Source organism: Aurantimicrobium photophilum, from assembly GCF_003194085.1.
GTDB classification, from domain to species: Bacteria; Actinomycetota; Actinomycetes; order Actinomycetales; family Microbacteriaceae; genus Aurantimicrobium; species Aurantimicrobium photophilum.
Map to the genome: position 1 here is coordinate 704,829 of NZ_CP023994.1, position 25,840 is coordinate 730,668.

Here is a 25,840-nt window from a genome sequence, read left to right on the forward strand (position 1 = left end):
AAACTCAAGGAGGCGTGAACTATGACTGATAATTCAGAATCAACATTCCAGCCTCACTCTGATGAAGAGCTCGCTCGTTTGCTCGAAGAGCAGATGCGGGCCATGCGTTCTTCCGCGCCGATTACTGCTCCGCAGCCCACTGTCTCTGCTGTTCATGTTGAGCCAGTAGTAGCTGCCGAGGTTGAAGAAGAACTGGGCATTGACGAGCTTTTTGGTGCGCTTCTCGAAGACACCACTGATATTCCTGTTGTTCAGGTGGAAGAAGAAGTTGTCTTCATTCCTTCTGTTGACGAAAGCTCCCTCGAGCACACTCAACCCATCACCTACATCCAGGAGGATGTTGTGGAGGTTGCTGTGATTGACGAGCAGATTGTCGTAGAAGAGACCATCACCGAAGCTGCGATTATTGACAACCACATCGTTGTTGAAGAAACAGTGGTGGAAGAAGTCATCGAAGATGCGCACGTCATTGCCGAGCGCATTCTTTCCGAAATCAGCATTGATGGCGAGATTGTGGCAACCACCATTTCTGCAACCGCTGGTGCTGATCCCATTCCTCTGATGTTTGGTGAAGCCGCGGCAAGTGCACCCATTGCCGCGCCAGTCTTTGCCGCCTCGATGAGCTACACCCCAGAACCTGTCGTTATTGAAGAGGACATCATCGTTGATGAGGTTGTTCTTGAGGACAACACTGAGGAAGAAGTAGCGGTTGAAGCCGTTGTTGTCGACGAAGTTGTCGTTGAGGAGTTTGAGGCTCCTGTATTCCGCTCAACTAATCCCATCAACCACATCAACTCTTTTGCACCGCGTCCAACCTTTGATGAGCTCGTTTTCGGAGTTAAGTCAGACGACTAGGCTCGAATCGTGACTAATCTTCGCGATGTTGTTGAGTATGCCCACACACTGTGGCCACTTTCTGGTGCCGAAAGCTGGGATGCCCCAGGTCTCGTTTCAGGTTCCCTCGAGAGCCCCGTGAAGCGCATCCTGCTCGCTGTTGATGCTGTTGCTGAGACGGTGGAGCAAGCTGTTGAAGTTGAGGCAGATCTCCTCATAACTCACCACCCGTTGTTGATGCGTGGCGTGACCAGCGTCAATGAAGAGCTTTACAAAGGCAACCTGATTGCCCAGCTCATTCGTGGGAACGTGGCACTACTTGCCGCCCACACCAATGCTGATGTAGTTGAAAACGGTGTCTCAGACGTCATTGCCCAGTCTCTGGGGCTCATTGATACTGCCCCTATTGAGCCCGGTGTTGTTCCCGGAACAGGTATTGGCCGCGTGGGAAATCTTCCAGAGGTGACGACCCTGGGAGCACTCGCCAGAGCACTTGCAGATTTACTTCCAAACACCGCAGGTGGTGTGAAAGTATCTGGAGAATTCACTGCGGCAATTTCTCGCGTTGCACTCTGTGGTGGAGCAGGAGATTCACTGCTGGCCACTGACGCTGTGCGGGGTGCCGATGTCTACATCACCTCAGATCTGCGTCACCACCCGGCGCAAGAAGCCCGTGAACAAGCACTCATCTCGGGTGGCCCTGCACTTATTGATGTGTCTCACTGGGCTTCAGAGTGGTTATGGCTCGACACTGCTGCTGCCCAGCTGCAGAAGCAATTCCCTGACATTGATGTGGAAGTTTCGGACCTGCGAACAGATCCATGGGACTTCCTCGTCGTACAGTAGAGACAACAGTTCCACACATAATTCAACGAGAGAAGTGACGTGAAAGCACGCCCCGAGGATCAGCTCGCTCTGCTCACCCTGCAAGAACGTGATAACCACATCACTCAGTTGAACCATGCGCGCAAGAACATTGCCGAGCAAGCAGAACTGGCAGAAGTCACTGCTTCATTGCGCGAGTTTTCTCAGTCCCTCATCGCTGCCCAAGGCGTTCTTGAAGACGCCAAGATTGAGCTCGCTCGAATTGAAGATGACGTGCGCGTTGTCGATGAGCGCATTGCCAAGGACAAGGAGCGTGAGGCAGGAGCTGCTTCCGCGAAGGACCTGCAAGCTCTTGAAGCTGAGCTTGCCTCACTGGCAACGCGCAAGAGCAACCTCGAAGACATCGAACTCGTCGTGATGCAAAGCATCGAAGATGCAGAGGTTGCCGTGGCAGATGTGCTGGTCGAGCGTGACGCTGTTGAAGCTCGTCGTGCTGCACTAGCTCAGGCCGTCTCAACACGTGAGGCAGAAATTGATGCAGAACTAGCTGCAGAGACTGCTGCCCGAACTGAACTTGCCGCCAGCTTGCCTGCAGACCTCGTTGAACTCTACGAGCGTCAGCGCGCACGCTACGGCATCGGAGCAGCATTGCTCACACGTCGTGTCACCGGTGGTAGTGGCGTGGAACTCACCTCGACCGATCTGGATGCTGTTCGTGCAGCTGCTCCCGATGACGTCGTGATCTGCCCTGACAGCTCCTGCATCCTCGTTCGCACGAACGAATCTGGACTCTAATGCCCCGTCAGCTCATCATTGAGGCCGATGGCGGTTCTCGTGGCAACCCCGGCATTGCTGCAGGTGGTGCCGTTGTGATTGATGGTGAAACACAGCAGGTGCTGGCCTCTGTGGGTGTCTATGTCGGTATTGCCACCAACAACGTCGCTGAATACAACGGCCTACTCGCTGGATTGATCAAGGCGTATGACATTGACCCAGGTGCTCTTGTGCATGTGCGGATGGATTCTAAGCTCGTGGTTGAGCAGATGTCAGGTCGGTGGAAGATTAAGCACCCGGATATGGCTGTTCTTGCTGCCAAAGCTAAAGACGTTATTGGCAACCGTGCGGTGACATATGAATGGGTTCCCCGTTTGCAGAATGCTCTTGCAGATGCGGCCGCCAACAAGTCCATGGACTTACGCGAATCCTTCGACGCTTAGTCTCATCTCTCTCCCCGCTCTAGACTTATCAAGAATGGGTCGGCAAGGCGGTCGCGTTACTGGGGTTTACTCCAGTACCGAGGAACGTCCGGGCTCCACAGAGTAGGGCGGTGGGTAACACCCACCCGGGGTAACCCGCGAGAACAGTGCAACAGAAAGTAAACCGCCTCCGGTTCGCCGGCGGTAAGGATGAAACGGTGGTGTAAGAGACCACCAGCAGTCTGGGTAACCAGATTGGCTAGGTAAACCTCGCCCGGAGCAAGGTCAGACAGAGAACGGTGAAGCTACTCGCTGAGTTCTCGGGTAGACCGCTAGAGAATTGCGGCAACGTAATTCCGAGATAGATGGCCGTCACGCGAAAGCGGACAGAACCCGGCGTAATAGCCGGCCCATTCAATTACTCCAAATCGAACGCCAGGCGTGCGGCACCCATGATGCCCGCCTTGTTGAAGAGCTTCGCAGGAACGATGGGGGTGCGTAGCTCCAACAGAGGCAAGAACTTCTCGTGGCTCTTAGAGACACCGCCACCAACAATGAAGAGCTCAGGGGAGAAGAGCATCTCAACGTGGCTGTAGTAGCGCTGGAGGCGTTTGGCCCACTCGGGGTAGCTCAAGCCTTCACGCTCGCGCACAACGCCTGAGGCGCGCTTTTCAGCATCGAAGCCATCAATCTCAAGGTGACCGAGCTCGGCGTTGGGAATAAGAACGCCGTCATAGATCATGGCGGCGCCAATGCCAGTGCCCAGGGTGGTCATGATGACCAGGCCTTTTTGATCCTTAGCTGCGCCATAGATTACTTCGGCATAGCCTGCAGCATCAGCGTCATTAACGAAGTGAATGTTGCGACCAAGTTCCTTCTCGAAGAACTTCTCAGCTTCGAAACCAATCCAGCGCTGGGAAATATTGGCTGCAAGCATCGTCACGCCGTGACGGATGGAGCTGGGGAAGCAGATACCCACAGGGACATCTGCAGGTGCATCGAGTTGTTCGATGACCTCTTTGACTACACGGGCAATGTCTTCAGGTTCGCCACCTTCTGGTGTGGCAACGCGGATCCGCTCACCAATGAGCTCGCCGGAGAGGACATCAACCAGTCCACCCTTAATGCCAGTTCCACCAATGTCGATACCAATAGCTGTTGCGCGCATGAAAACCTTCGAAAGTCGTTGAGTTAAGAGAGTGTCAGGATATCGGCACCGGTTTCGGTAACGACAAGGGTGTGTTCAAACTGTGCGGTCCAGGACTTGTCCTTGGTGGTGACAGTCCAGTCATCTGCCCAGATGTCCCATTCGTGCGTGCCGAGGGTCAACATGGGCTCGATGGTGAATACCATGCCCACTTCCATCACGTCGTTGTAAAGGGGAGCAGAGTCATAGTGGGGGATGATCAAGCCTGAGTGAAAGCTCGTTCCCACGCCGTGACCGGTGAAGTCTCGCACCACGCCATAACCGAATCGCTTGGCATAGGACTCGATGGTGCGACCAATGACGTTGACTTCACGCCCCGGAGCAACTGCCTTGATGCCTCGACGAAGTGCCTCTTCTGTGCGCTCGACCAGGTCACGCACTTCCTGAGTTCCTTCGCCGACAATGAAGGTGCGGTTTGTATCGCCGTGGACGCCGTCGAGATAGCTTGTGATGTCGACGTTGACCAGGTCCCCTTCCTGCAGAACGGTGTCATCTGGAATTCCGTGGCAAATGACTTCATTGAGGCTCGTGCACAGCGACTTGGGGTAGCCGCGGTATCCCAGGGTTGAAGGATAGGCGCCGTGGTCGAGAACAAATTCATGGCCAATACGGTCAATCTCATCCGTGGTCATTCCTGGCTTGAGGAGAGTCCCGATCAGGTCGAGTGCTTGGGAAGAAATTCTTCCAGCACGACGAATCTTTTCAATCGACTCAGCATCGTAAATATCTCCGCCAACATGTGCTGGTGGGGTGGCTTTGCCCACATAGGGAGGGCGCACGATCGAGTTGGGAACAGCACGCTGTGGGCTCAAAACTCCGGGAATCAAAACCCCTGCGGCATCTCTAGGCATAAGGTTAAGTTTATGTCTGACAAGCCAAGTGAAATGTTCTGGTACAACCTGCACACCAAGTCGGTGGAAAAGGGTTTCCTCTCGCCCTCAACCGAGCGCGTAGGACCTTTTGAAACTGCCCACGAAGCAGAGCACGCCATGGAGAAGCTGCGTGAAAACAGCGACCGTTGGGAAGCTGAAGAGCGTGCGGAGCGTGAAGGTAACTAGTTGTACTGCCCAGGCAGGTTGGTTGAGTAAATGTGACGACTCGCTGTAGTCGTTAAACGTGAGTGAGTACCTCCGGGAGTGGAGTGGAGCTGTCAAAGGCATTCACAACACCACCCGGAGGTACTCATGTCCCACGCTAATGCCGCTTTAACTCCTCGTCATCGTCTTCGCATCGCGCGCCTCATAGTTGATGAAGGTTGGACAGTCGTTGCGGCTGCCCACATGTTCAATGTTTCGTGGCCAACAGCTAATCGTTGGGCTCAAAGATATGCGGCTATGGGTGTTGCCGGGATGGATGATCGTTCTTCCCGGCCACATCGAAGCCCGAATAAAACCGATCAACAACTCGTTCGCAAGATTGTGCATTTGCGGTGGAAGAAACGCCTTGGACCAGTGGCTATCGGCGGGAAACTGGGCCTCTCAGCTTCAACTGTTCATGCCGTTCTAGTTCGATGCCGTCTGAACAAACTTCATCACGTTGATGTTCGAACGGGGGAAGTTATCCGCCGTTATGAACATGCGACCCCTGGAGCGATGATTCATGTTGATGTGAAAAAACTCGGCAAGATTCCAGATGGTGGCGGTAGTCGATACGTCGGGCGTCAGCAAGGAAACCTCAATATTCGCGCCACTGCAGGGCGGCCAAAGAACAATAAACGTGGACGTGTTGCAGGGATAACATTCGTCCACACTGTTATCGATGATCATTCCCGCATTGCCTATGCCGAGGTTCATGCCAATGAAACTGCAGACACTGCTGTCGGCGTTTTACGCCGCGCAGTGTCGTGGTTTGCTGCAAGAGGAGTCACTGTTGAGCGAGTTCTTTCCGACAATGGACCTGCCTACGTGTCTCATTTGTGGAGAGATGCGTGCAACGAACTTGGCATCAAACCGAAAAGGACAAGGCCCTACAGGCCACAGACGAACGGCAAAATTGAACGCTTCCACCGCACCTTGGCCGATGGTTGGGCCTTTGGGAAGTTCTACAACACTGATTCAGCTAGAAACAACGCGTTGCCAGGATGGTTGCACGAATACAATCACCATAGGCCCCACACTGCGATCGGAAACCGGCCACCCATGAGCCGCTTAACTAACGTCCCTGGGCAGTACAGTTAGTTATCTTCGTAGCTGTGTTCAGGACCTGGATAGGTTCCTGATTCCACATCTGCTTTGAATGCCTTGGCGGCATCGCTGAGGATTGCGCCGAGGTTTGCATACTGCTTGACGAACTTGGGAACGCGACCGGTGTTCATGCCGGCAAAGTCGGTCCAGACCAAGAGCTGGCCATCTGTTTCTGCGCCTGCACCCACGCTAATTGTGGGGATCGTGAGCTCTGCAGTGATGCGCGCAGCAAGTTCTGCCGGAATCATTTCGAGCACAACGGCGAAAGCGCCGGCGGCTTCAACCGCCTTGGCATCGGCCAGAACTGCATCGGCAGCTTCGCCGCGACCCTGAATCATGTGACCACCGAGGCCGTGCTCGCTTTGGGGAGTAAAGCCCACGTGACCCATCACTGGGATACCTGATTCCACGATGCGACGAATCTGGTCTGCGCTGCGAACACCACCTTCTAGCTTGACGGCGTGAGCGTGTGTTTCCTTCATGAAGCGCATGGCGGTGCGCAGAGCGTGCTCTGCGCCCTCTTCATAAGAACCAAACGGCATATCTGCGATGACAAGTGCACGCTTTGCGGATAACGCCACAGCACGGGTCAAAGGGATGAGTTCATCCACGGTGACGGGAAGCGTGGAGTCGTAACCGAGAACAGTATTACCGGCTGAGTCGCCCACAAGCAGGAAGTCGATTCCTGCTTCGTCAAAGATCTGAGCAGTCAGGGTGTCATAACTGGTCAACCCCGTGATCTTGATGCCGTTGGCCTTTGCCTGAGCAAAGTGGCGCGTGCGGACACGCTTGGTGACAGCATCAGAGGTGGGATCAGGGTGAACGCTCATGGAACCAGTCTAGTTACGGGTAAAAGTGACCGGCAGTCGTCGGTCGCGACCGAACGCCATCTCAGAAATCTTGGGACCAATCGCGCCTTGGCGACGCTTCCACTCTGCGCGGTCAACGAGAGAAATGACTCGGTCCACCATCTCTGCACCAAATCCACGCGAAATGATGACATCCCTGCCCACCCGCTCGGTGATGTAAGCATCGAGAATGGCATCCAGAACGTCATATTCCGGCAGGGTGTCCTGATCAACCTGGCCCGGGCGAAGTTCAGCTGACGGTGGCTTGGTAATGGAGTTCTCTGGAATGGGGGGAGTCAGGCCCTTCGTGCGAGCGTGCTCATTGCGCCACTTCGCCAATTCCCACACCAGTGTTTTGGGAACATCACGAATAGGAGCAAAGCCGCCCACGCTGTCGCCATAGATGGTGCTGTAGCCAACGGCAATCTCGGTTTTGTTGCCGGTGGTGAGGACAAGGTGCCCCTCGGCATTGCTCAAGCCCATCAAAATGATTCCGCGAATACGAGCCTGAAGGTTCTCTGCCGCCACACCATCCAGATGAAGTTGGGTTTCAACGGGGTCAACCAGGGGTGCAATTGCCTCGGTACGAATATCGATACCCAATCGTTCAGCCAAGTCATCGGCGTCCGAGCGGGAATGATCACTGGAATAGTTGCTCGGCATCGATACACCGAAAACTCGATCGGGGCCAATGGCATCCACGGCAAGTGCGGCACACACGGCCGAATCGATACCGCCAGAAAGGCCCAGAATGACTGACCTAAAGCCGTTCTTTTCGACATAGTCACGCATGCCGAGAACCAGTGCGTCCCAGATTTGTTCATTGATGTCCAGCTGTGGAGCAATCTCAGCTGTGACCTTTGCTCGTGTTGAACGCTGAGGGTTGCCCGCGCCTGCTTCAACAACTACGACGCCGGGACCGACTTGGGAGCCGTTGGTGGTTGAGTCTTTGACATCAATGTCGACCAGCAAGGTTTGTTCCACAAACTGGTGAGCACGTGCCAACACTTTGCCCGAGGCATTCGTGACAAAGCTGCCACCATCGAAAACCAGGTCGTCTTGTCCACCGACAAGGTTGAGATAGACCGCGGGAGCATTGACCTGCTCAGCTCGGCGCTGAACGAGGGGCAAACGCACCTCGTCTTTTTCACGTTCGAACGGCGAACCGTTGAGTATGAGCAACAGACTGGGCTTAACCTCTGCAATTGCGGCAACTGGGCCACCCTCGCGCCAGATGTCTTCGCAAATAGCGAGGGCAACGTCGGCTCCTGCTACGTGAAGAACAAGAGCATCGGAACCGGCGCGGAAGATGCGGTACTCATCGAAGACGGAGTAGTTGGGCAGGTGGTGTTTGTTATAGATGCCAATAATGCGGCCGTCTTGGAGCACCGCAGCTGAGTTGTAGGCAATGGCTGAGGGGGAGCCGCTATTGGCGTGGTGATCATCAAGTGGCCCGTGAGGGAACCCCACAATAACCGGGATGGAGCCTGCGCCAGAGGCGGCAATCTGTGTTGCGATGTCTTCGAGATGAGTGCGTGTTTCGCGCAAGAAATCAGGTCGAGTCGCAAGGTCTTCAATGGGATACCCCGTCAAAGACATCTCGCCAAATGCGACTAGATCAGCACCCTTGCCGAATGCCTCTACAGCTGTGTTAACAATCTGTAAAACATTGCGAGAAAAATCCCCTAATCGTGGGTTTGTCTGGGCAAGAGCCAAGCGAAGAATCGGCATAACAAGTAGCCTAGTAGCGATAGGAAAGGGTTCTCATGGACAAGCAACAGGACTTCGTGCTGCGCACGATTGAAGAGCGCGGCGTAAAGTTTGTTCGCCTCTGGTTCACCGACGTTGTTGGTACCTTGAAATCAGTTGCTGTGGCACCTGCCGAGGTCGAAGGTGCTTTCGCTGAAGGTGTCGGTATCGATGGTTCTGCCATTGAAGGTTTGACTCGTGCCTACGAAGCCGATGTTCTGGCTCACCCAGACCCCAGCACCTTCCAGATCCTGCCCTGGCGCGGTGAGGTAGACCCCACCGCTCGCATGTTCTGTGACATCAACACTCCTGACGGTCAGCCAGCTGTTTCTGACCCCCGTAACGTTCTCAAGCGCACACTGGCTAAGGCCGCAGAGCGTGGCTTCACTTTCTACACTCACCCTGAGATTGAGTTCTACCTCCTCAAGGACAGTGACTGGGCTAACGGTGGCGCACAGCCCATCGACACTGCTGGTTATTTTGACAACGTTCCTGGTGGAACTGCACACGACTTCCGTCGTCGTTCGGTGCGCATGCTCGAAGACATCGGAATCTCGGTTGAATTCAGCCACCACGAAGCTGGCCCCGGTCAGAACGAAATCGACCTGCGCTACGCAGACGCGTTGACTACCGCGGATAACATCATGACTTTCCGCACCGTGATCAAGGAAGTTGCGATGGAGCAGGGCGTATACGCCACCTTCATGCCTAAGCCTTTCGCGCAGCACCCGGGTTCGGGTATGCACACGCACATGTCACTCTTCGAGGGTGACAACAATGCGTTCTACGAGGCCGGTGCCAAGCACCAGCTCTCCAAGGTTGGCCGTCAGTTCATTGCTGGTCTCTTGCACTTTGCCCCAGAAATCACGGCGATTACAAACCAGTACGTCAACTCCTACAAGCGTCTCTGGGGTGGTGGTGAGGCTCCAGCATTTGCTAACTGGGGTCACAACAACCGCTCGGCTCTTGTTCGCGTTCCTGTCTACAAGCCAGGGAAGGGTCAGAGCGCTCGTATCGAATACCGCGCCATTGACTCTGCTGCGAACCCTTACCTTGCCTACTCAGTCCTGCTTGCAGCTGGTCTGAAGGGTATTGAAGAGGGCATGGATCTTCCTGCAGAAGCAGAAGAGAACGCCTGGGAGCTCACTGACACCGAGCGCAAGGCCCTTGGTTACAAGCCACTTCCCTCCAGTCTCAACAACGCAATCACGTTGATGGAAGAGTCTGAGTTGGTTGCCGAGACCCTCGGTTCCAAGGTCTTTGACTACGTCCTTCGCAACAAGCGTCAGGAATGGGCTGACTACCGCAACCAGGTCACGAACTTCGAGCTACGCTCTAACCTCGAGACGCTCTAGTTCTAACCCCCAACTCTCGTGGCACTATCGCGCACTCAGCTCGCTAAGGCCGGTTTCACCGACCTTAGTGAAGCTCTCGTTCAACTAGAAAAGGTTTGTGAACTCACCGGTGGTGATGCTGAGCTCATTCTGCGTTCCATCCACAACAGTGCCGATCCAGATCGAGCAATTAGCTGGTTATTGCGACTGAGTCAGTCTGATACTGCCCTTAAAGCGGTGAAGAAACTTCTCGGTGACGAAGGGGCAACTACCCGGCTTTTGAGCATTCTGGGTGGCTCCAAGGGGCTTGCAGAGTTCATTGAACGTCATCCCCACACACTGGCTTTCTTCCACGATGAACCAGGTCTGCCTGGTGATCAAGAAAAGATGCGTGCCACATTGCTTAAAAGTGTGGGAGCAGCAAAGGGTTTTGCGAAGAGCGGTGGGGATGCGGCACGTGATGCGTTGCGTATTCACTACCGTGAGCTCTTGCTCAAGATTGCGATCTGGGACCTCGGGCATGAGGATCCTCTCCACCAGATTGAGTGGGTAACTGGCTCTCTGTCCGATATTGCCGGCGGTGCATTGGAGGCAGGCCTCGCTATTGCTCGAACCGAGGTGGCAGAGAATTTCTCCACTGATGACGTTGCCCTGGTTGATCTCGCCATCATCGGTATGGGTAAGTGCGGTGCGAGGGAGCTGAACTATCTCAGTGACGTGGATGTAATCTATGTCGGCGCATCTCTAGATGAAGAGAAGTTGCCCACCGATAAGGCGCTGACTATCGCCACGCGTCTTGCTCAGCACACCGCCCGAGCTATTTTTGAAGTGTCCAAAGAGCCAGGACTCTGGGAAGTCGATGCCAATCTGCGTCCTGAGGGTAAAGATGGTGCGCTGGTGCGTACCCTTGACTCGCACCTGGCCTATTACGACCGCTGGGCAAAAGATTGGGAGTTTCAGGCTCTGCTCAAGGCGCGACCACTTGCTGGAAGCAAAGAACTGGGTGAGCAGTATGTTGCCTCGGTTGCTCCCAAGGTGTGGTCAAGTGCGAGCCGTTCCAACTTTGTGGAACAGGTTCAGCGCATGCGCGAACGCGTCACCGAAAACATCCCCGGTGATGATGTTGAGTATCAAATCAAGCTAGGCCCTGGTGGTCTGCGAGACATCGAATTCACTGTTCAGTTGCTACAGCTCGTGCATGGTCTCGTCGATGACAGTGTTCACACCAAGGGCACACTGGAATCTCTAACCCGCCTGTCTGAAGCCGGATATGTCGGCCGTGACGAAGCACAGTCATTCGCTGACAACTATCGCTTCCTGCGTTTACTGGAACACCGCATGCAATTGCGGGATCTTTCCAGGACTCACCTGATGCCCCGTGACGAGGAAGGGCAGCGCGTTCTTGCCCGCGCCACGGGCCTGTGGCACACCGCGGAAGAAGTGGTGTCTCAGTGGCAGCAAACCAAACTCGACGTTCGTGAGTTGCATGAGCGCCTGTTCTATAGGCCGCTATTGGCGGCAGTAGCCAAGCTGCCTGAAGAAACTCACCAGCTGACCAATGACCAGGCTGAAGCACGCCTCGCAGCAATTGGTTTCCGTGACCCACAAGGCTCTCTCAAGCACATTGCTGCACTCACGAACGGTGTCTCTCGCCGTGCTGCGATTCAACGTGCGCTCCTACCGGTGATGTTGCAATGGCTTTCTGAGGGCGCCAACCCTGACCATGGTCTGCTCACCTTCCGTTTGCTCAGTGAACAGCTGGGGGAGTCGCACTGGTTCTTGAGGATGTTACGTGACTCTGCAGGTGCTGCCAAGCGCTTGACACAGGTGTTGAGTGGTTCGCGATACGTCTCTGACCTGATGGAGCTCATCCCCGAATCTGCGGCGTGGTTCGACGGAGATGAGGAGCTTGCCCCTACCCCGCAAGAAGTTTTAGAGGCAGAGGTGTTAGCAATCCTTGCGCGTCACCACGAAGATGATGACGCAGCACGTAAGGCTGTTCGCTCCATGCGTCGACGTGAGGTTCTGCGCCTTGCAATCGGCGGAATCCTTGGAGTGGTCACCATTGACCAGATCAGCCAGGGCTTAAGCGATGTCACCACAGCAGCACTCAACGGTTATTTAGGAATTGCTCTGCGAGAAGCAGAACATAACCCAGAGTTCGCCGTGATTGCGATGGGGCGTTATGGCGGTCAAGAACTCGGTTTCGACAGCGATGCAGATGTGATTTACGTCTACCGCCCCACAGCAGAGTGTTCAGGTGAACAGGCCCAAAAGCGTGCAGAACGCATTGTCTTGCGTATCAAGGAACTTGTGGAAGATCCTCGCCTTCCCTTCGACATTGACACCGACCTCCGTCCTGAGGGCAAGAACGGTGCTATCGCCCGTTCACTGGACTCCTACGCCGCCTATTACGCCAGGTGGTCGTTGATGTGGGAAGCACAAGCACTCCTCCGTGCTCGTGCTGTGTTGGGCCCTGAAAAGCTTCAGAAAGACATGATGACGCTCATCGATAGAGTTCGATATCCCGAGGGCATCAGCGTGGAAGATGTGCGAGAGATCCGCCGGATCAAGGCACGTGTTGAAGCAGAACGTCTTCCTCAAGGAGCTGATCCTGCACGGCACGTGAAGTTAGGCCGCGGCTCGCTCAGTGATGTGGAGTGGACGGTGCAGCTGTTGCAACTGCAATACGCCCACAAGTATCCCTCGCTTCACACAACCTCGTCCGTGAAAGCACTTCGTGCAGCTGTTGAGGCGGGACTTATTGCTGAAGTAGATGCACAAAAACTAATTGATGCGTGGATCTTTGCTTCACGTGTGCGTTCCGGAATCACGATTTGGGCAGACAAAGCAACCGACGTGCTTCCTCAGGACACCCGTGATCTTGAGGGCATTGCTCGACTTCTGAATTACCCACCCGGTTCTGCATCACGCTTAGAAGAGGATTACCTTTCGATTACGCGCCGTGCCCGACAGGTCGTCGAACGCGTGTTCTTTGATTTCTAGCTCACTGTTGAGTTAACGAAGAAAGCCACTGCCTTGCGGCAGTGGCTTTCTTGTGAGTGTCCTCTAGAGCGATTAGACGCCGTAGTAGAGCTCGAACTCGAAGGGGTGAGGACGCAACGAGAGAGGCTTGATTTCGTTGTCGCGCTTGTACGAAATCCAGGTCTCAATGAGGTCCTTGGTGAACACGTTGCCCTGCAGGAGGAATTCGTGGTCTGCTTCGAGAGCCTGGAGAGCGTGCTCCAGCGACTCAGGAACCTGAGGAATGTTCTTTGCTTCCTCGGGTGGCAGTTCGTAGAGGTCCTTGTCCACGGGCTCGTGAGGCTCGATACGGTTCTTGATTCCGTCGAGACCAGCCATCATCTGTGCAGCGAATGCGAGGTAAGGGTTACCAGAAGCATCAGGTGCACGGAACTCGATGCGCTTTGCCTTGGGGTTGTTACCGGTCAAGGGGATGCGGATCGCAGCGGAACGGTTACCAGCAGAGTAAACGAGGTTTACGGGAGCTTCGTAACCAGGAACCAGGCGGTGGTAAGAGTTCACGGTTGGGTTGGTGAATGCGAGCACAGCACCTGCGTGCTTGAGCAGACCACCGATGTACCAACGTGCAACGTCAGAGAGACCGCCGTAGCCGTTCTCGTCGTAGAACAGGGGCTTGCCGTCGTTCCACAGCGACTGGTGGGTGTGCATACCCGAACCGTTGTCACCGAAGAGAGGCTTTGGCATGAAGGTTGCGGTCTTGCCCCACTCGTTAGCGGTGTTCTTGACGATGTACTTGAACTTCAGGATGTCATCTGCAGCCTTGACCATGGTGTCGAAGCGGTAGTTGATTTCACCCTGACCTGCGGTACCAACCTCGTGGTGGCTGCGCTCGAGGATGAGGCCTGCGTTGATGAGCTTGAGGCAGATGTCATCGCGGAGATCAGCGTGCTGGTCAACGGGGGAGACGGGGAAGTAACCGCCCTTGTAGGGGGTGGTGTTTCCGAGGTTTCCGCCTTCGATCTTCTTGCCGGAGTTCCAGGGAGCTTCAGAAGAGTCAATCTTGTAGAAGGAGGTCTGCTGGTTTACTTCGTAACGTACGTCATCGAAGATGAAGAACTCTGCTTCAGGAGCGAAGAAAGCGGTGTCAGCGATACCGGTCGAAGCAAGGTACTTCTCAGCCTTCTTAGCAACCTGACGGGGGTCACGGTGGTAGATCTCACCGGTACGTGGGTTGTAGATGTCGAAGAGCATAACGAGAGTGCGCTCGGTGCGGAACTCGTCGATGTAGCAAGTGGTGGGGTCTGGGATGAGCTGCATGTCCGACTCGTGGATCGAGGCGAAGCCACGGATCGACGAACCATCGAACATCTGGCCGACAGTGAAGAATTCTTCGTCAACAGTCGAGGCGGGGATATTGAAGTGCTGCTGAACACCGGGAAGGTCGGTGAAGCGGATGTCAAGGAACTTTACGTCAGTGTCCTTGATGAACTTCAGAACCTCAGAGGAATCTTTGAACATGCTTAGATAGCTCCAAATTAGATGGAATAAAGCGGTTACGTGAGTGCAACCTTGGAACCAATGTACGAGTCTTGCGTTGCGTAGCTGTATCGCAATTGTTTCCACCATGTTACAGGCTTTCAGGCGCGTAAACTCAGGGGTATGGCTTCAGAACCGAAACGACCCGATTTGCCCATGAGTCGCTATCCCGGAGAACGTTTGGGACTGCCTGAATCAGGTCCACAATCTGTGGGTCGAGTAGGCCGTCGTTTTGCCGCCATTACGGTGGACTGGGTCATTTCTGCCCTGGTGTTGATGTTGATATCTGGGCGTGATTACCTCACCATTTCGTCCACTGCAGCAGGACAATTGCAACTACTTGGCGTTTTTGTCGCCCTGCAAATTCTTTCCATTTGGGCAATTGGCGGAAGCATGGGACACCGTTTGCTGGGCTTATTCGTGGTCAATGTCCATGGCGGGAGCCTGACCTGGTGGCGACCTATTGCGCGAAGCGTTTTGCTTGCTCTTGTCGTGCCGGCACTGGTGTGGGATTCAGATCAGCGAGGATTCCACGACAAGATCGCAGGGACATTGCTACTCAAGTCCAGATAAAGAAATCCGGCCCACTCGAGGAGTGGACCGGATTGTTGGGCAACTTTAGCGTGCGCGTGAAGGGCGAACCTTGTAAGGGTCAATTCCCTTGGGGATAGGAACGTTGGTTCCCAGCGACGCCAGACGGTTAGAGACGACACGAACCTCGCTCTTGGTCAATGCAGGCTTGATCTTGGTTAGCTGCCAGCCGAGCTTGTAGAGCTTGACGGATTCTTCATCCGGCCCCACGGTCAAGACAGTGATGGGTACGTTGGGGAGAATCTTTGCAGTCTTACGCTTCTCGTCGTCAACGAGACGCTGTGTGCGAGAAATAGGTCCTTCAGCGATGAGGGCAACACCACCGCGGCCGACGGCACGGTAAATTGCATCCTTGGTTTTCGCGTTGATAGCTACAGGCATTTCTTCAGCAATCCAGCTGCGCTTGAGAGCAGATTTGATGACTGCACCAACGGCTCCGGGCTGACCCTCCAGCTGGGAATATGCAGCACGTTCCGCTCGTCGACCCAAAACAATCAAGCCGATCAGCAAACCGAGCATGACGCCGACAATGATCCAGATGACGAGAGTGAAGACGTTACCGCCACTAAGAATGAGACCTGCAGCTACGCCGGCTCCGGTGGGGAGTAAGAATGCCAGCAGGAGTAATCCAACAACACTCTTGTCGTAACGACGGGTCATCTGGAAGACCTGCCACATCTGAGCTAGACGTGAAGATCCCTTGGGTTTTTTCGTTCGTGCCATGGAGAAAACAATACCTATCGTGGAGAGGTTTGGATGACCACCACGGGGGAGATCACCTCAAAGAAAAACTAAACGGCTTGGGAGAAACCCAGTTCGGCATCAGCTAAGTGGCTGAGGCTTTCAGGGATTTCACGGCCCTTAGCGCGCATGGACTGTGCATAAAGACGGCCAGCGCGGTAGGAAGAGCGCACAAGGGGTCCAGAGAGGACGCCGAGGTAACCAATAGCTTCTGCCTCGTCCTTGAGCTCAACGAACTCTTCTGGGTGAACCCAGCGGTCAACAGGCATGTGACGGGCACTGGGGCGCAAGTACTGCGTGATGGTGATGATGTCAGTACCAGCGTCATAAAGGTCCTGGAGTGCCTGGCTGACTTCCTCACGGGTTTCGCCCATGCCCAAGATCAAGTTCGACTTGGTGATCATGCCTGCGTTGCGACCTTGGGTCAGAACATCGAGTGAACGCTCATAGGTGAACGCAGGGCGAACACGCTTGAAGATGCGTGGCACTGTTTCTACGTTGTGAGCAAATACCTCAGGTGCGGCATCGAAGACCTGCTTGAGGTGATCGGGGTTGCCGGAGAAGTCAGGAACAAGGATCTCCACACCCGTGTTGGCATTCTGCTGGTGAATCTGACGAATGGTCTCGGCGTAGAGCCACGCGCCTTCGTCTTCGAGGTCATCTCGGGCCACACCGGTCACAGTGGCATAGCGCAGGTTCATCTGAGCGACGGATTCGCCTACACGACGGGGTTCGTCGCGGTCGAATGCGTCGGGCTTTCCGGTGTCGATCTGGCAGAAGTCACAACGGCGGGTGCACTGAGATCCACCAATGAGGAAGGTTGCTTCACGGTCTTCCCAGCATTCATAGATGTTGGGGCAGCCGGCTTCCTGGCAGACAGTGTGAAGGTCTTCGCTCTTCACCAGTTTCTGGAGCGCCTGATATTCAGGACCCATCTTGGCTTTGGTGCGAATCCATTCAGGCTTCTTCTCAATAGGAGTTTCGCTGTTACGAACTTCCAAGCGCAGAAGCTTGCGGCCATCAGCTGACATGAGCATCCTCAAAGTAGTGAGTGAAAAGACGTGTAACAACAGGAACAACGTCACCAGGGGTGATGTTTGTTCCCGAAATCTGAGACAAAGTTGTTGCACCAGCATCACGGATGCCGCAGGCCACGATGTTCTCGTAGGCCTGAAGAGAATTGTTGCAGTTGATGGCAAAGCCGTGCATCGAGACGCCTTCGCTGATGCGAATGCCAATGGCTGCAACCTTGTCATAGTTCAGACCACGATTGACCCAGACACCTGAGCGGCCTTCAACGCGTTCACCAGTAACGCCAAACTCCGCGGCAGCGTCGATGAGGAGTCCTTCAATGGTGCGGACATATGCAACTACGTCCATGGGTTCCTGCAGCTTGGTAATGGGGTATCCCACGAGTTGACCAGGGCCGTGCCACGTGATCTTTCCACCGCGGTCAACGTCAATGACTTCAGTTCCGTCTACAGGACGCTCAGAGTCTTCGGTGCGCTTGCCCGCCGTGTAAACCGATTGGTGTTCCAAAAGGAGAAGAGTGTTGGGACGTTCGCCAGAGACCACTTGTTTGTGGATTTCACGCTGTTTTTCCCATGCTTCACGGTAGGGAACTGCGTCATCTCCGAGACCGAGAATGACGACATCCAACATTCTTCAAGTCTACCTTCCGTAAGACACCAGTTCTCCACAGATCTTTTCCCAGAAGCTTGTCCACGACAGCGTCAATACATCCGTTGTTTGTTGATCCGAATGACATTCTCGGCACATGGGAACTGTTCAACATCAATACCTCGTTGGATATCAAATAGAGCCAAGCAGTAGTGGTCGTTCAATGATGCATGGCACTGCTCATATCGATGGTGTCCCAGTTGAGCATGTTCTTACGGTTTGCTCCCGTCCTGAAAAATACTGTGACGTAGGCCGCAATGCTGATGGCGATCTGGTCTGGATCTCTAAGAAGGAGGACCTTGTTACTTCCATTCCGCCTCTCGTGACAGTGCTCGAGCCAGTCCTAGAGTATGACCCTGAAGTTCAGCCTCCAGAACTCGACAGCGAGCACGAGCTGGGGGAGCGCAGAAGCCTGGTTCTCGCGCTCACAGAAAGAATTTCTCAGAGAAAAAGACTCATGATTGTTTCGGGATTTGTTAGCGCGTTGTTGGTATTTCTCGGATTGAGTCTCACATCCCAAACGTCCAAGAATGGCGGTTCACTCGAACAGTTGGCCACACCGGGCTCGAGTGAAACCCCCGTACTGGTTGATCAGCCAACAAAGCCGACGGAGGCAGCGATTGATTTCGTAGTGTCAGGAAAGGTTCCAGGGGTGGTAATCCCTGAGAATGCTTCTAGAGACTCTCTGCAGGCCACAGTTGTGAGCACAAGTGGAGAGATTGTTTTGGTTGACGTCCAAGCCCAACTCAACGATGGCTTAACGACATTCGCCACGCTGCTCCTGCAAAAGAAAGGAACTGCGTGGCGAATTCGTGAGGTGTTTGATCCTCGTTAGAACTTAGATGCCGAGGTCAGCTTCGAAAGCACCCTCTTCGAGGCGTTCCTTGATAGCGCCGAGGAAGCGAGCTGCGTCGGCACCATCGATGATGCGGTGGTCGTAGGACAAAGCCAAGTAGACCATCGAGCGAACAGCGATTACTTCCTGACCTTCAGCCTCAATCACAACGGGACGCTTGGTGACTACACCGGTTCCGAGGATTGCAAGCTGGGGGAGGAAGACCACAGGAGTGTCGAAGAGAGCTCCACGAGAACCTGTGTTGGTCAGGGTGAAGGTTCCACCAGCGAGCTCGTCTGGCTGCAGCTTGTTGTCGCGGGTGCGAGCTGCAACATCAGCGATGGCGATGGAGTACTGAGCGATGTTCAGCTCTCCAGCGTTTTTCACCACAGGGGTGAGGAGGCCGCGCTCGGTGTCAACCGCGATGGACACGTTTTCGTGGCCTGGGTAAACAATGTTGTCACCGTCAACAGTTGCGTTGATGATGGGGAAAGCCTTGAGCGCTTCCGTTGCTGCAAGAGCAAAGAAAGGCATGAAGCTGAGCTTGCCACCGGTTGCAGCAACGAACTGTCCCTGAACGCGCTTACGCAGTTCAGCAATGCGAGTGACGTCAACTTCAACAACGCTGGTCAGCTGTGCAGTGCTCTGCATGGAGATCACGGCACGCTCTGCAACAACCTTGCGCAGACGAGTCATGGGAACGGTAGTTCCGCGGAGAGGAGACACGGTCAGCGGGGTGCGAGTCTTTGCAGGAGCTGCAGAAGAACCACCGCGTGCCGAGAGGACATCTTCCTTGCGGATACGTCCACCGATTCCGGTTCCGACGACTGCGTTGAGGTCAACGCCGTTTTCGTTTGCAAACTTGCGCACGATGGGTGTGACGTAACCTGCGCCTCCGGAGTGTGCTGGTGCAGCGGGAGCAGCAGGTGCTGCTACAGGCTGAGGAGCAACAACGGGGGGAGCCACTACTGGAGGTGCTACAACGGGAGCTGCAACAACGGGAGGTGCAACGACTGGTGCTGCTACTGGCTCAGGAGCTGCAACGGGCTCAGGCACTGCAACGGGCTCTGGAGCAGCTGGTGCTGCGGGAGCCTCAGCGGCTGGTGCCGCAGGAGCTGCGCCAGCACCGGAACCATCACCGATGTGAGCGAGGACGGTGCCCACGGCAACGGTCTCGTCTTCCTGGACCAGAATTGCTTCCACAACGCCAGAGATAGGCGAAGGGATCTCGGTGTCAACCTTGTCGGTTGATACTTCGAGTAAAGGCTCATCTACCTCTACGCGGTCACCGACGTTCTTGAGCCACCGGGTAACGGTGCCTTCGGTGACGCTTTCACCCAGTGCGGGGAGGCTGACTGACTCGCTCATGGACTAAATCTCCTTGTTAGCTGCTGCGTTGTTTAGCTTACTAATGCTTGGCCGGTCTCTACAGCGTGTGTAGAGGCTTGCCAGCGAGGTACAGGAATGCTTCACCCAGTGACTCGTTCTGAGTTGGGTGAGCGTGGACCAAAGGTGCGATGTCTTCTGGGTGTGCTTCCCAGTTGACAACAAGCTGAGCTTCACCGATGAGTTCGCCAACGCGAGCACCAATCATGTGAACTCCAACTACTGGGCCGTCAACGACGCGAACGACCTTGACCGAACCTGCGGTTCCGAGGATTTCGCTCTTACCGTTACCGGCAAGGTTGTAGTCGTATGCGGCAATCTTGTCTGCGCCGTATTGCTCTGCAGCCTTAGCTTCGGTGAGACCGACAGATGCAATTTCTGGCTCGCAGTAGGTGACCTTCGGAATGTTGGTGTCGCTGATGACAACAGGGTTCAGGCCAGCGATTTCTTCGGCAACGAAGAAGCCCTGCTGGTAACCACGGTGAGCAAGCTGGAGGCCAGGAACAATGTCACCCACGGCGTAGACGCCGGGGATGTTGGTAGCCAGGCGCTCGTTAGTGATTACGAAACCGCGGTCCATGGTGATGCCGACCTCTTCGAAGCCACAACCTGCGGTTGCGGGGCCACGGCCTACAGCAACCAGCATGAGGTCGGCTTCGATGGTCTCGCCGCTTTCGAGGGTGATGACAACGCCAGAGTCACTCTGAGTTACGCCTTGGAAGCGAACACCCAGCTTGTAGTCGATTCCGCGCTTGCGGTACGCACGCTCGAGAGCTTTAGAGATGCTCTCTTCTTCGTTGGGAACGAGGTGAGGGAGGCCTTCGATGATGACAACTTCTGCACCAAAGCTCTTCCAGACAGATGCGAACTCGACACCGATAACACCGCCACCAAGAATGGCGACCTTGTTGGGGACGTAGTTCATCTGCAGAGCGTGCTCGCTGGTGATAACGCGGCCACCGATTTCGAGACCGGGAAGAGAGCGAGAGTAAGAACCAGTTGCCAGAACAATGTTCTTTCCCACAATGTTGTCTGCACCAACAGCAACGGTGTTAGGGGAGACGAGGCGACCTTCACCCTCAATAACGGTGATCCCGCGTGCCTTGATCAGGCCGCCGAGACCCTTGAACTTCTTAGCAATGATGTCTTCGCGGAATGCGTTTACGCGGTCCATGTCCACACCGTTGAAGGTGGCGTTGATGCCACATTCGTGAGCTTCACGTGCGTTGTCAGCTACCTCAGCTGCGTGGAGCATTGCCTTGGTGGGAATACATCCCACGTGAAGACAGGTGCCACCAAGCTTGTTCTTTTCGATGAGGGCAACGTTCATGCCCAGTTCGCTGGCGCGGATAGCAGCTGAGTAGCCGCCACTTCCGCCGCCGAGTACGACGAGGTCAAAGTTGAGTTCAGCCACGTTTCTGCTCCTTTTGAGAGTGGGTTTGCGCCAGGCAGACGCAAAAATCTGCGTTACTTACGGTGAAGTTAACCTCTACGAGACTACTACGCCGTGGCGTAGGACTCTGCGAGGTTAATCAGGGTGCGTACAGCAACGCCTGTTGGTCCAGCACTTGTATAGCCATATGCCCCACCGGCATTGTTTGCGGTGTTAGCAATGTCAAGGTGCATCCACGGAATAAGTGGTGCGTCTGGCTTGTCAGAGGACTTTCCTACGAAATCTTTGAGGAATGTAGCTCCCACGAGCATTCCTGCAGCGGTGTTACCTGGCTTGACGTTGGCAATATCTGCAACATCAGAGTTCAGATAGGCGCGAAGTTCTTCAGGCAATGGCATGTGCCAGAAGCTTTCTCCCGCAGACTTTCCGAGTTCCACAAGGTGGGAAATAGATTCAGTGTCTCCCATCACGCCCGTGTAACGAGTACCCAATGCTGTGGTTGCGGCACCGGTGAGAGTGGCGATGTCGATGATCAGATCAGGGTGTTCCTTACTGGCAGCAACGAGGCCGTCAGCGAGAACGAGGCGGCCTTCTGCATCAGTGTTCAGAACCTCGACGGTTTTTCCGCCATGGATGGTCAATACGTCGTTGGGACGTGTCGCAGTGCTCGAAGGCATGTTCTCTGCCAAGCACAACCATGCTGTGATGTTGACGTTGAGTTTGAGCTCAGCTGCGGCAGTGATGATGGCCAAGGTTGAGGCGGCACCTGTCATGTCATATTTCATGCCGATCATGCCGGCACCGCTCTTGAGCGAGAGCCCGCCAGTGTCGAAGGTGATTCCCTTGCCCACAATGGCTATGTGCTTCTTGGCTTTCTTGGGCGCATAAACAAGCTTGACCAGACGTGGTGGGCGAGATGAACCCTTACCTACACCGACAATGCCGCCAAAGCCGTCTTTGACGAGTGCTTTCTCATCCCACACCGTGGACTTAATCGGCAGACCCTTGATGGTTGTCAGAGTGTGCTCAACAAAAGAAGCGGGGTAGAGGTCATTGGGTGGAGTGTTGACCAAGTTTTTGACGAGTGAAAGTGCCTGAGCAGAAATCGTTGATTTGGAGAGTTCTGCAGAGATTTTATTATCTGCAACTATTTCCACCGCGGAGACGGGATTCTTTTTCTCTGGAGTCGATTTGTACTCGTTGTAGGTATATGTGCCAAGTGCAGCACCTTCAGCAAGAGCTTCAACAGAGGCAGAATCGGTAAGGGCTAGATCAAAAGCAATAGTTTCTGTACCCGCCAGTTTGCGGGCAGCGACGGCGCCGGCGTAGCGGTAGCTGTTGGGGGTGAGGGGCTCTGAACCTAAACCAACCACGGCAATAATCGTGGTGGGGTGTGCCGGGTCAACCACGGTTGTGAACGAATCCAGTGCGCCGGTTATCTCAAGCGCTTCTGCCAGCTTGGCCAGCTTAGATGTGTCCCGAGAAGACTCGATGCGCACACCCTTCTTTCCAGAAACAGCACCGACAACAATGAGGGCTTTCGCAGAGGGGCGGGGGACCAAAGACAGCTTAGGAATACTCACGACTTCACATTAGGTTCTCGTGCTGTGCACAAGCTTCTGCCACGCGTACGAGAGGTGAGAAAACCGAACGTAGACTGAAGCTATGTCCGAACGCGAGAGCCTGCTCCATTTCGTCATGGATGCCGCCGAAGTCCCACGTGGGCTTCCACTTGTTGCTGGACTCACAGGCTTTGCAGATTCTGGTTCTGCAGTCACGGGTTTCACCGACTACATCGTGGACACGATGGATTCACAGATCATCGCCATCTTTGATGCTGATTCTCTTCTCGACTACCGTGCTCGCCGCCCCATTATTTACTTCGATCAGGACCATTTGACCGGATTTGAGCCACCCATGCTGGCCTTCCACCTGGTTCGTGATGAAATCTCTCGTCCCTTCATCTTGCTCACTGGATATGAACCTGATTTCAAATGGGAAACATTCAGTAAGGAAGTTCTCAACTTCGTTGAGCGCTTCGATGTTGCTACGACGACCTGGGTCCACTCCATTCCTATGCCCGTTCCCCACACCCGACCAATTGGCACCACCGTGAGTGGTAATCGTGCAGATCTGATTGAACAGTTCTCGGTCTGGCGTCCTCACACCCAGGTTCCAGCCAACGCCATGCACCTGGTGGAATATCGACTGCAAGAAATTGAGCATGAAGTAGCTGGCTTCGTCCTCCTCGTTCCTCACTACCTCGCCGATACTGAGTTCCCTCAGGCCTCCCTTGTTGCGCTAGAAAGCATCAGCTCTGCAACAGGTTTGATCTTCCCCACCGATCGTCTGCGTGAAGAGGGACGTGAGTTCGTTGGCAAGATTGATGAGCAAGTCGAGACCAACGAAGAATTGAACAAACTCGTTCACACCCTCGAACAGCGTTACGACTCATACATGAAGGACAACGCACTCCGTTCCCCTCTGACCGACGTTGAGGGTGAACTTCCTACCGCTGATGAAATAGCTGCAGAACTCGAAGAGTTTCTTGCGTACCGCCGTGGTACGGAAGAGTCTGGCGACATGCGATAATAGAAACCGGACCCAGTCTTATCCCTTCACGGGACTTGACAAGGGTCCTAGTTATGCCCCCGAACAGGAGAAATCTGCTCATGGCTACAGAGAACACAGCCCCCAAGGCTAAAGGACGTTTTGCGTCGCTCTTTGGTGGAAAGTCCAAGTCCTCTGCTGTCGAGCCAGCTCCGGAAAGTGCTCCCTCTGTGAAGGCTCCTGCCGCCAAGACTCCTGCTCCAAAAACCCCTGCAAAAGCTGCTGCTAAGCCTGCTGAAAAGCCCGCCGCAAAAGCGCCCGCAGCTAAGGCTCCTGCAAAAGCAGCAGCGAAAACTGACAAGCCCGCCGCCAAAACTGCTGCTAAGCCTGCAGTAAAGGCACCTGCAAAGGCGGCTGAGAAGCCCGCTGCGAAGGCACCAGCTAAAGCTGCTGCAAAGCCCGCCGTAAAGGCACCAACTAAGACTGCTGCGAAAGCACCTGCCGCAAAGACTGCAGCGGCTAAGGCTCCTGCCACCAAAGCTCCTGCAACTAAGGCTGCTGCCCCTAAGGCCGAGCCAAAGTCAGCAGCAAAGGCTCCTGCCAAAGCAGCCACTAAGGCTCCTGCTAAGGCTGTTGAAGCAGAGAAGCCAGCAGCTAAGGCAAAGAAGCCCACTAAAGCTGAACTGGAAAAGATGGCAAATGCTCTCTTGACCGAAGAAGCAGCACCCGCAGAAATCGCTCCCAAGCGTGGTCGTGGCCGCGCAAAGGCAGTCGATCCTGAGGCAGATGACGAAGAAGTAGACGAAGAAGATCTCGTCGCAGATGTCGCTATCGAAGCAGTTGTCATTGACGTTGTTGACGACGAAGCACTCGAAGAAGATGAAGACAAGCCTGCACGTCCTGCAGTAACTGAAGAACCTCTTCCCACTGGCGCCATTGTTTTGTCCATGGCAGACGATGACGATGACATCCCTGTCTACTCCACCGCAATCACCGGTGCTACAGCTGACCCCGTTAAGGATTACCTCAAGCAGATCGGTAAAGTTCCTCTGCTCAACGCTGTTGAAGAAGTTGAACTTGCCCTGCGTATTGAAGCTGGTCTCTTTGCTGAAGACAAGCTGGCAACCAAGAAGAACATTCCGAAGCAGCTCGAGCGTGAACTTCGTTGGGTCGCCCGCGATGGCCAGCGCGCCAAGAGCCACCTGCTCGGTGCCAACCTGCGTCTGGTTGTTTCTCTTGCGAAGCGTTACACCGGGCGTGGCATGCAGTTCCTGGACCTTATCCAGGAAGGTAACCTCGGTCTGATTCGTGCAGTTGAGAAGTTCGACTACACCAAGGGCTTCAAGTTCTCCACCTATGCAACCTGGTGGATTCGTCAAGCAATTACTCGCGCTATGGCTGACCAGGCACGAACCATTCGTATTCCTGTTCACATGGTTGAAGTCATCAACAAGCTGGCACGTGTACAGCGTCAGATGCTCCAGGATCTCGGTCGCGAACCAACTCCTGAAGAGCTCTCACGCGAACTCGACATGACTCCTGAGAAGGTTGTTGAAGTTCAGAAGTATGGCCGCGAGCCCATCTCGCTTCACACGCCTCTTGGTGAAGATGGTGACAGTGAATTCGGTGACCTCATCGAGGACACCGAAGCAGTTGTTCCAGCTGATGCAGTGGGATTCACTATGTTGCAGAAGCAGCTGGAGTCTCTCCTGGATTCACTCTCTGAGCGTGAAGCCGGAGTTATCCGCATGCGCTTTGGTCTGGGCGATGGCATCCCCAAGACCCTCGACCAGATTGGTGACACCTTCGGTGTGACTCGTGAGCGTATTCGTCAGATTGAGTCGAAGACCATGGCGAAGCTTCGTCACCCTTCGCGTTCTCAGTCTCTGCGTGACTACCTCGAATAAATCGAGAAATGTGAAAGAAGCCCCGGTGCTCTGCTTGGGTTCTAATGGTCGTTGCAACAC

Annotated in this window: 23 protein-coding genes and 1 other RNA gene; 13 read left to right on the top strand and 11 right to left on the bottom strand. The window is 54.6% G+C overall.

What is annotated here, in order from left to right; genetic code table 11:
* Nucleotides 1-21 precede the first annotated feature (21 nt).
* The 5 genes from AURMO_RS03550 to rnpB all read left to right on the top strand — a co-directional run bounded on the left by AURMO_RS03550 (nt 22) and on the right by rnpB (nt 3,272).
* Nucleotides 22-855: a hypothetical protein gene (locus AURMO_RS03550; protein WP_110233188.1), complete on the top strand. Its 834-nt coding sequence runs from the start codon at nt 22-24 to the stop codon at nt 853-855.
* A 6-nt stretch (nt 856-861) separates the two neighbouring features.
* Nucleotides 862-1,680 carry a Nif3-like dinuclear metal center hexameric protein gene (locus tag AURMO_RS03555; RefSeq protein WP_110233189.1) on the top strand — a complete coding sequence of 273 codons (819 nt, stop codon included), beginning with the start codon at nt 862-864 and terminating at the stop codon, nt 1,678-1,680.
* A 39-nt stretch (nt 1,681-1,719) separates the two neighbouring features.
* Nucleotides 1,720-2,454 carry a zinc ribbon domain-containing protein gene (locus AURMO_RS03560; RefSeq protein WP_110233190.1) on the top strand — a complete coding sequence of 245 codons (735 nt, stop codon included), beginning with the start codon at nt 1,720-1,722 and terminating at the stop codon, nt 2,452-2,454.
* The gene (locus tag AURMO_RS03565; protein ID WP_110233191.1) at nt 2,454-2,876 is read left to right on the top strand and encodes a reverse transcriptase-like protein; all 423 of its coding nucleotides are present in this window, start codon (nt 2,454-2,456) and stop codon (nt 2,874-2,876) included. The genes AURMO_RS03560 and AURMO_RS03565 overlap by 1 nt, the downstream gene beginning before the upstream one ends.
* 35 nt (nt 2,877-2,911) lie before the next feature.
* Nucleotides 2,912-3,272, top strand: an RNA gene (gene rnpB / locus AURMO_RS03570) — RNase P RNA component class A.
* Between the two features lies 1 nt (nt 3,273).
* Here rnpB and ppgK read toward each other — a convergent pair.
* Together ppgK and map are read right to left on the bottom strand one after the other, a co-directional pair.
* Nucleotides 3,274-4,023, bottom strand: coding sequence for a polyphosphate--glucose phosphotransferase (gene ppgK, locus AURMO_RS03575; protein ID WP_110233192.1), 750 nt, complete (start codon nt 4,021-4,023; stop codon nt 3,274-3,276).
* Between the two features lie 23 nt (nt 4,024-4,046).
* Complete coding sequence (gene map / locus AURMO_RS03580; protein ID WP_110233193.1) at nt 4,047-4,913, bottom strand: type I methionyl aminopeptidase; 867 nt, start codon at nt 4,911-4,913, stop codon at nt 4,047-4,049.
* Between the two features lie 12 nt (nt 4,914-4,925).
* Here map and AURMO_RS03585 point away from each other — a divergent pair, with 12 nt between their 5' ends.
* Both AURMO_RS03585 and AURMO_RS03590 read left to right on the top strand, forming a co-directional pair.
* Nucleotides 4,926-5,120 (top strand): SPOR domain-containing protein, encoded by a 195-nt coding sequence (locus AURMO_RS03585; RefSeq protein WP_110233194.1) that lies wholly within the window; start codon nt 4,926-4,928, stop codon nt 5,118-5,120.
* Nucleotides 5,121-5,246: 126 nt separating this feature from the next.
* A complete protein-coding gene (locus tag AURMO_RS03590; RefSeq protein ID WP_110233195.1) occupies nt 5,247-6,239 on the top strand; it encodes an IS481 family transposase in 993 nt (330 codons plus the stop codon).
* Here the strand turns inward: AURMO_RS03590 and panB are convergent.
* Entirely contained in the window at nt 6,236-7,075 is an 840-nt protein-coding gene (gene panB, locus AURMO_RS03595) for a 3-methyl-2-oxobutanoate hydroxymethyltransferase (protein WP_110233196.1), read from the bottom strand. The two genes, AURMO_RS03590 and panB, sit on opposite strands and share 4 nt — an antisense overlap.
* Before the next feature lie 9 nt (nt 7,076-7,084).
* Nucleotides 7,085-8,824, bottom strand: a complete 1,740-nt coding sequence (locus AURMO_RS03600) for an NAD+ synthase (protein WP_110233197.1) — start codon at nt 8,822-8,824, stop codon at nt 7,085-7,087.
* A gap of 35 nt (nt 8,825-8,859) precedes the next feature.
* Between AURMO_RS03600 and AURMO_RS03605 the strand changes: the two genes are divergently transcribed.
* Both AURMO_RS03605 and AURMO_RS03610 read left to right on the top strand, forming a co-directional pair.
* Nucleotides 8,860-10,197, top strand: coding sequence for a glutamine synthetase family protein (locus tag AURMO_RS03605; RefSeq protein WP_110233198.1), 1,338 nt, complete (start codon nt 8,860-8,862; stop codon nt 10,195-10,197).
* An 18-nt stretch (nt 10,198-10,215) separates the two neighbouring features.
* On the top strand, nt 10,216-13,182 hold the full coding sequence (locus tag AURMO_RS03610; RefSeq protein WP_110233199.1) for a bifunctional [glutamine synthetase] adenylyltransferase/[glutamine synthetase]-adenylyl-L-tyrosine phosphorylase: 2,967 nt from the start codon (nt 10,216-10,218) through the stop codon (nt 13,180-13,182).
* A 72-nt stretch (nt 13,183-13,254) separates the two neighbouring features.
* Here AURMO_RS03610 and glnA read toward each other — a convergent pair whose 3' ends face one another.
* Nucleotides 13,255-14,679: a type I glutamate--ammonia ligase gene (glnA, locus tag AURMO_RS03615; RefSeq protein WP_110233200.1), complete on the bottom strand. Its 1,425-nt coding sequence runs from the start codon at nt 14,677-14,679 to the stop codon at nt 13,255-13,257.
* Between the two features lie 141 nt (nt 14,680-14,820).
* On the opposite strand from glnA, the gene AURMO_RS03620 reads away from it, so the two are divergent.
* Nucleotides 14,821-15,270, top strand: coding sequence for an RDD family protein (locus AURMO_RS03620; RefSeq protein ID WP_110233201.1), 450 nt, complete (start codon nt 14,821-14,823; stop codon nt 15,268-15,270).
* Nucleotides 15,271-15,315: 45 nt separating this feature from the next.
* Here AURMO_RS03620 and AURMO_RS03625 read toward each other — a convergent pair whose 3' ends face one another.
* From AURMO_RS03625 to lipB, 3 genes are all read right to left on the bottom strand, one after another.
* Nucleotides 15,316-16,011 carry a DUF4191 domain-containing protein gene (locus AURMO_RS03625; protein ID WP_110233202.1) on the bottom strand — a complete coding sequence of 232 codons (696 nt, stop codon included), beginning with the start codon at nt 16,009-16,011 and terminating at the stop codon, nt 15,316-15,318.
* Nucleotides 16,012-16,079: 68 nt separating this feature from the next.
* Nucleotides 16,080-17,060 (bottom strand): lipoyl synthase, encoded by a 981-nt coding sequence (gene lipA / locus AURMO_RS03630; RefSeq protein WP_420807779.1) that lies wholly within the window; start codon nt 17,058-17,060, stop codon nt 16,080-16,082.
* The gene (lipB, locus tag AURMO_RS03635; RefSeq protein WP_110233204.1) at nt 17,050-17,691 is read right to left on the bottom strand and encodes a lipoyl(octanoyl) transferase LipB; all 642 of its coding nucleotides are present in this window, start codon (nt 17,689-17,691) and stop codon (nt 17,050-17,052) included. The genes lipA and lipB overlap by 11 nt, the downstream gene beginning before the upstream one ends.
* Nucleotides 17,692-17,806: 115 nt before the next feature.
* Here lipB and AURMO_RS03640 point away from each other — a divergent pair, with 115 nt between their 5' ends.
* A complete protein-coding gene (locus tag AURMO_RS03640) occupies nt 17,807-18,544 on the top strand; it encodes a hypothetical protein (RefSeq protein WP_162532659.1) in 738 nt (245 codons plus the stop codon).
* Nucleotides 18,545-18,547: 3 nt separating this feature from the next.
* On the opposite strand, the gene AURMO_RS03645 is transcribed toward AURMO_RS03640, so the two are convergent.
* The 3 genes from AURMO_RS03645 to AURMO_RS03655 form a co-directional block, all read right to left on the bottom strand.
* Nucleotides 18,548-19,912: a 2-oxo acid dehydrogenase subunit E2 gene (locus AURMO_RS03645; protein WP_110233206.1), complete on the bottom strand. Its 1,365-nt coding sequence runs from the start codon at nt 19,910-19,912 to the stop codon at nt 18,548-18,550.
* Between the two features lie 58 nt (nt 19,913-19,970).
* Nucleotides 19,971-21,344 carry a dihydrolipoyl dehydrogenase gene (lpdA, locus tag AURMO_RS03650; RefSeq protein WP_110233207.1) on the bottom strand — a complete coding sequence of 458 codons (1,374 nt, stop codon included), beginning with the start codon at nt 21,342-21,344 and terminating at the stop codon, nt 19,971-19,973.
* Between the two features lie 86 nt (nt 21,345-21,430).
* A complete protein-coding gene (locus AURMO_RS03655; protein ID WP_110233208.1) occupies nt 21,431-22,906 on the bottom strand; it encodes a leucyl aminopeptidase in 1,476 nt (491 codons plus the stop codon).
* Nucleotides 22,907-22,988: 82 nt separating this feature from the next.
* On the opposite strand from AURMO_RS03655, the gene AURMO_RS03660 reads away from it, so the two are divergent.
* Nucleotides 22,989-23,915 carry a proteasome assembly chaperone family protein gene (locus AURMO_RS03660; protein WP_110233209.1) on the top strand — a complete coding sequence of 309 codons (927 nt, stop codon included), beginning with the start codon at nt 22,989-22,991 and terminating at the stop codon, nt 23,913-23,915.
* Nucleotides 23,916-24,103: 188 nt separating this feature from the next.
* On the top strand, nt 24,104-25,780 hold the full coding sequence (locus AURMO_RS03670; RefSeq protein ID WP_420807781.1) for an RNA polymerase sigma factor: 1,677 nt from the start codon (nt 24,104-24,106) through the stop codon (nt 25,778-25,780).
* Nucleotides 25,781-25,840 lie beyond the last annotated feature (60 nt).

Coding starts and splice junctions, on each gene's coding strand:
- AURMO_RS03550 (WP_110233188.1), top strand. CDS start 22: ATGACTGATAATTCAGAATCAACATTCCAGCCTCACTCTGATGAAGAG.
- AURMO_RS03565 (WP_110233191.1), top strand. CDS start 2,454: ATGCCCCGTCAGCTCATCATTGAGGCCGATGGCGGTTCTCGTGGCAAC.
- ppgK (WP_110233192.1), bottom strand. CDS start 4,023: ATGCGCGCAACAGCTATTGGTATCGACATTGGTGGAACTGGCATTAAG.
- map (WP_110233193.1), bottom strand. CDS start 4,913: ATGCCTAGAGATGCCGCAGGGGTTTTGATTCCCGGAGTTTTGAGCCCA.
- AURMO_RS03585 (WP_110233194.1), top strand. CDS start 4,926: ATGTCTGACAAGCCAAGTGAAATGTTCTGGTACAACCTGCACACCAAG.
- AURMO_RS03590 (WP_110233195.1), top strand. CDS start 5,247: ATGTCCCACGCTAATGCCGCTTTAACTCCTCGTCATCGTCTTCGCATC.
- panB (WP_110233196.1), bottom strand. CDS start 7,075: ATGAGCGTTCACCCTGATCCCACCTCTGATGCTGTCACCAAGCGTGTC.
- AURMO_RS03600 (WP_110233197.1), bottom strand. CDS start 8,824: ATGCCGATTCTTCGCTTGGCTCTTGCCCAGACAAACCCACGATTAGGG.
- AURMO_RS03605 (WP_110233198.1), top strand. CDS start 8,860: ATGGACAAGCAACAGGACTTCGTGCTGCGCACGATTGAAGAGCGCGGC.
- glnA (WP_110233200.1), bottom strand. CDS start 14,679: ATGTTCAAAGATTCCTCTGAGGTTCTGAAGTTCATCAAGGACACTGAC.
- AURMO_RS03620 (WP_110233201.1), top strand. CDS start 14,821: ATGGCTTCAGAACCGAAACGACCCGATTTGCCCATGAGTCGCTATCCC.
- AURMO_RS03625 (WP_110233202.1), bottom strand. CDS start 16,011: ATGGCACGAACGAAAAAACCCAAGGGATCTTCACGTCTAGCTCAGATG.
- lipA (WP_420807779.1), bottom strand. CDS start 17,060: ATGTCAGCTGATGGCCGCAAGCTTCTGCGCTTGGAAGTTCGTAACAGC.
- lipB (WP_110233204.1), bottom strand. CDS start 17,691: ATGTTGGATGTCGTCATTCTCGGTCTCGGAGATGACGCAGTTCCCTAC.
- AURMO_RS03640 (WP_162532659.1), top strand. CDS start 17,807: ATGGGAACTGTTCAACATCAATACCTCGTTGGATATCAAATAGAGCCA.
- AURMO_RS03645 (WP_110233206.1), bottom strand. CDS start 19,912: ATGAGCGAGTCAGTCAGCCTCCCCGCACTGGGTGAAAGCGTCACCGAA.
- AURMO_RS03660 (WP_110233209.1), top strand. CDS start 22,989: ATGTCCGAACGCGAGAGCCTGCTCCATTTCGTCATGGATGCCGCCGAA.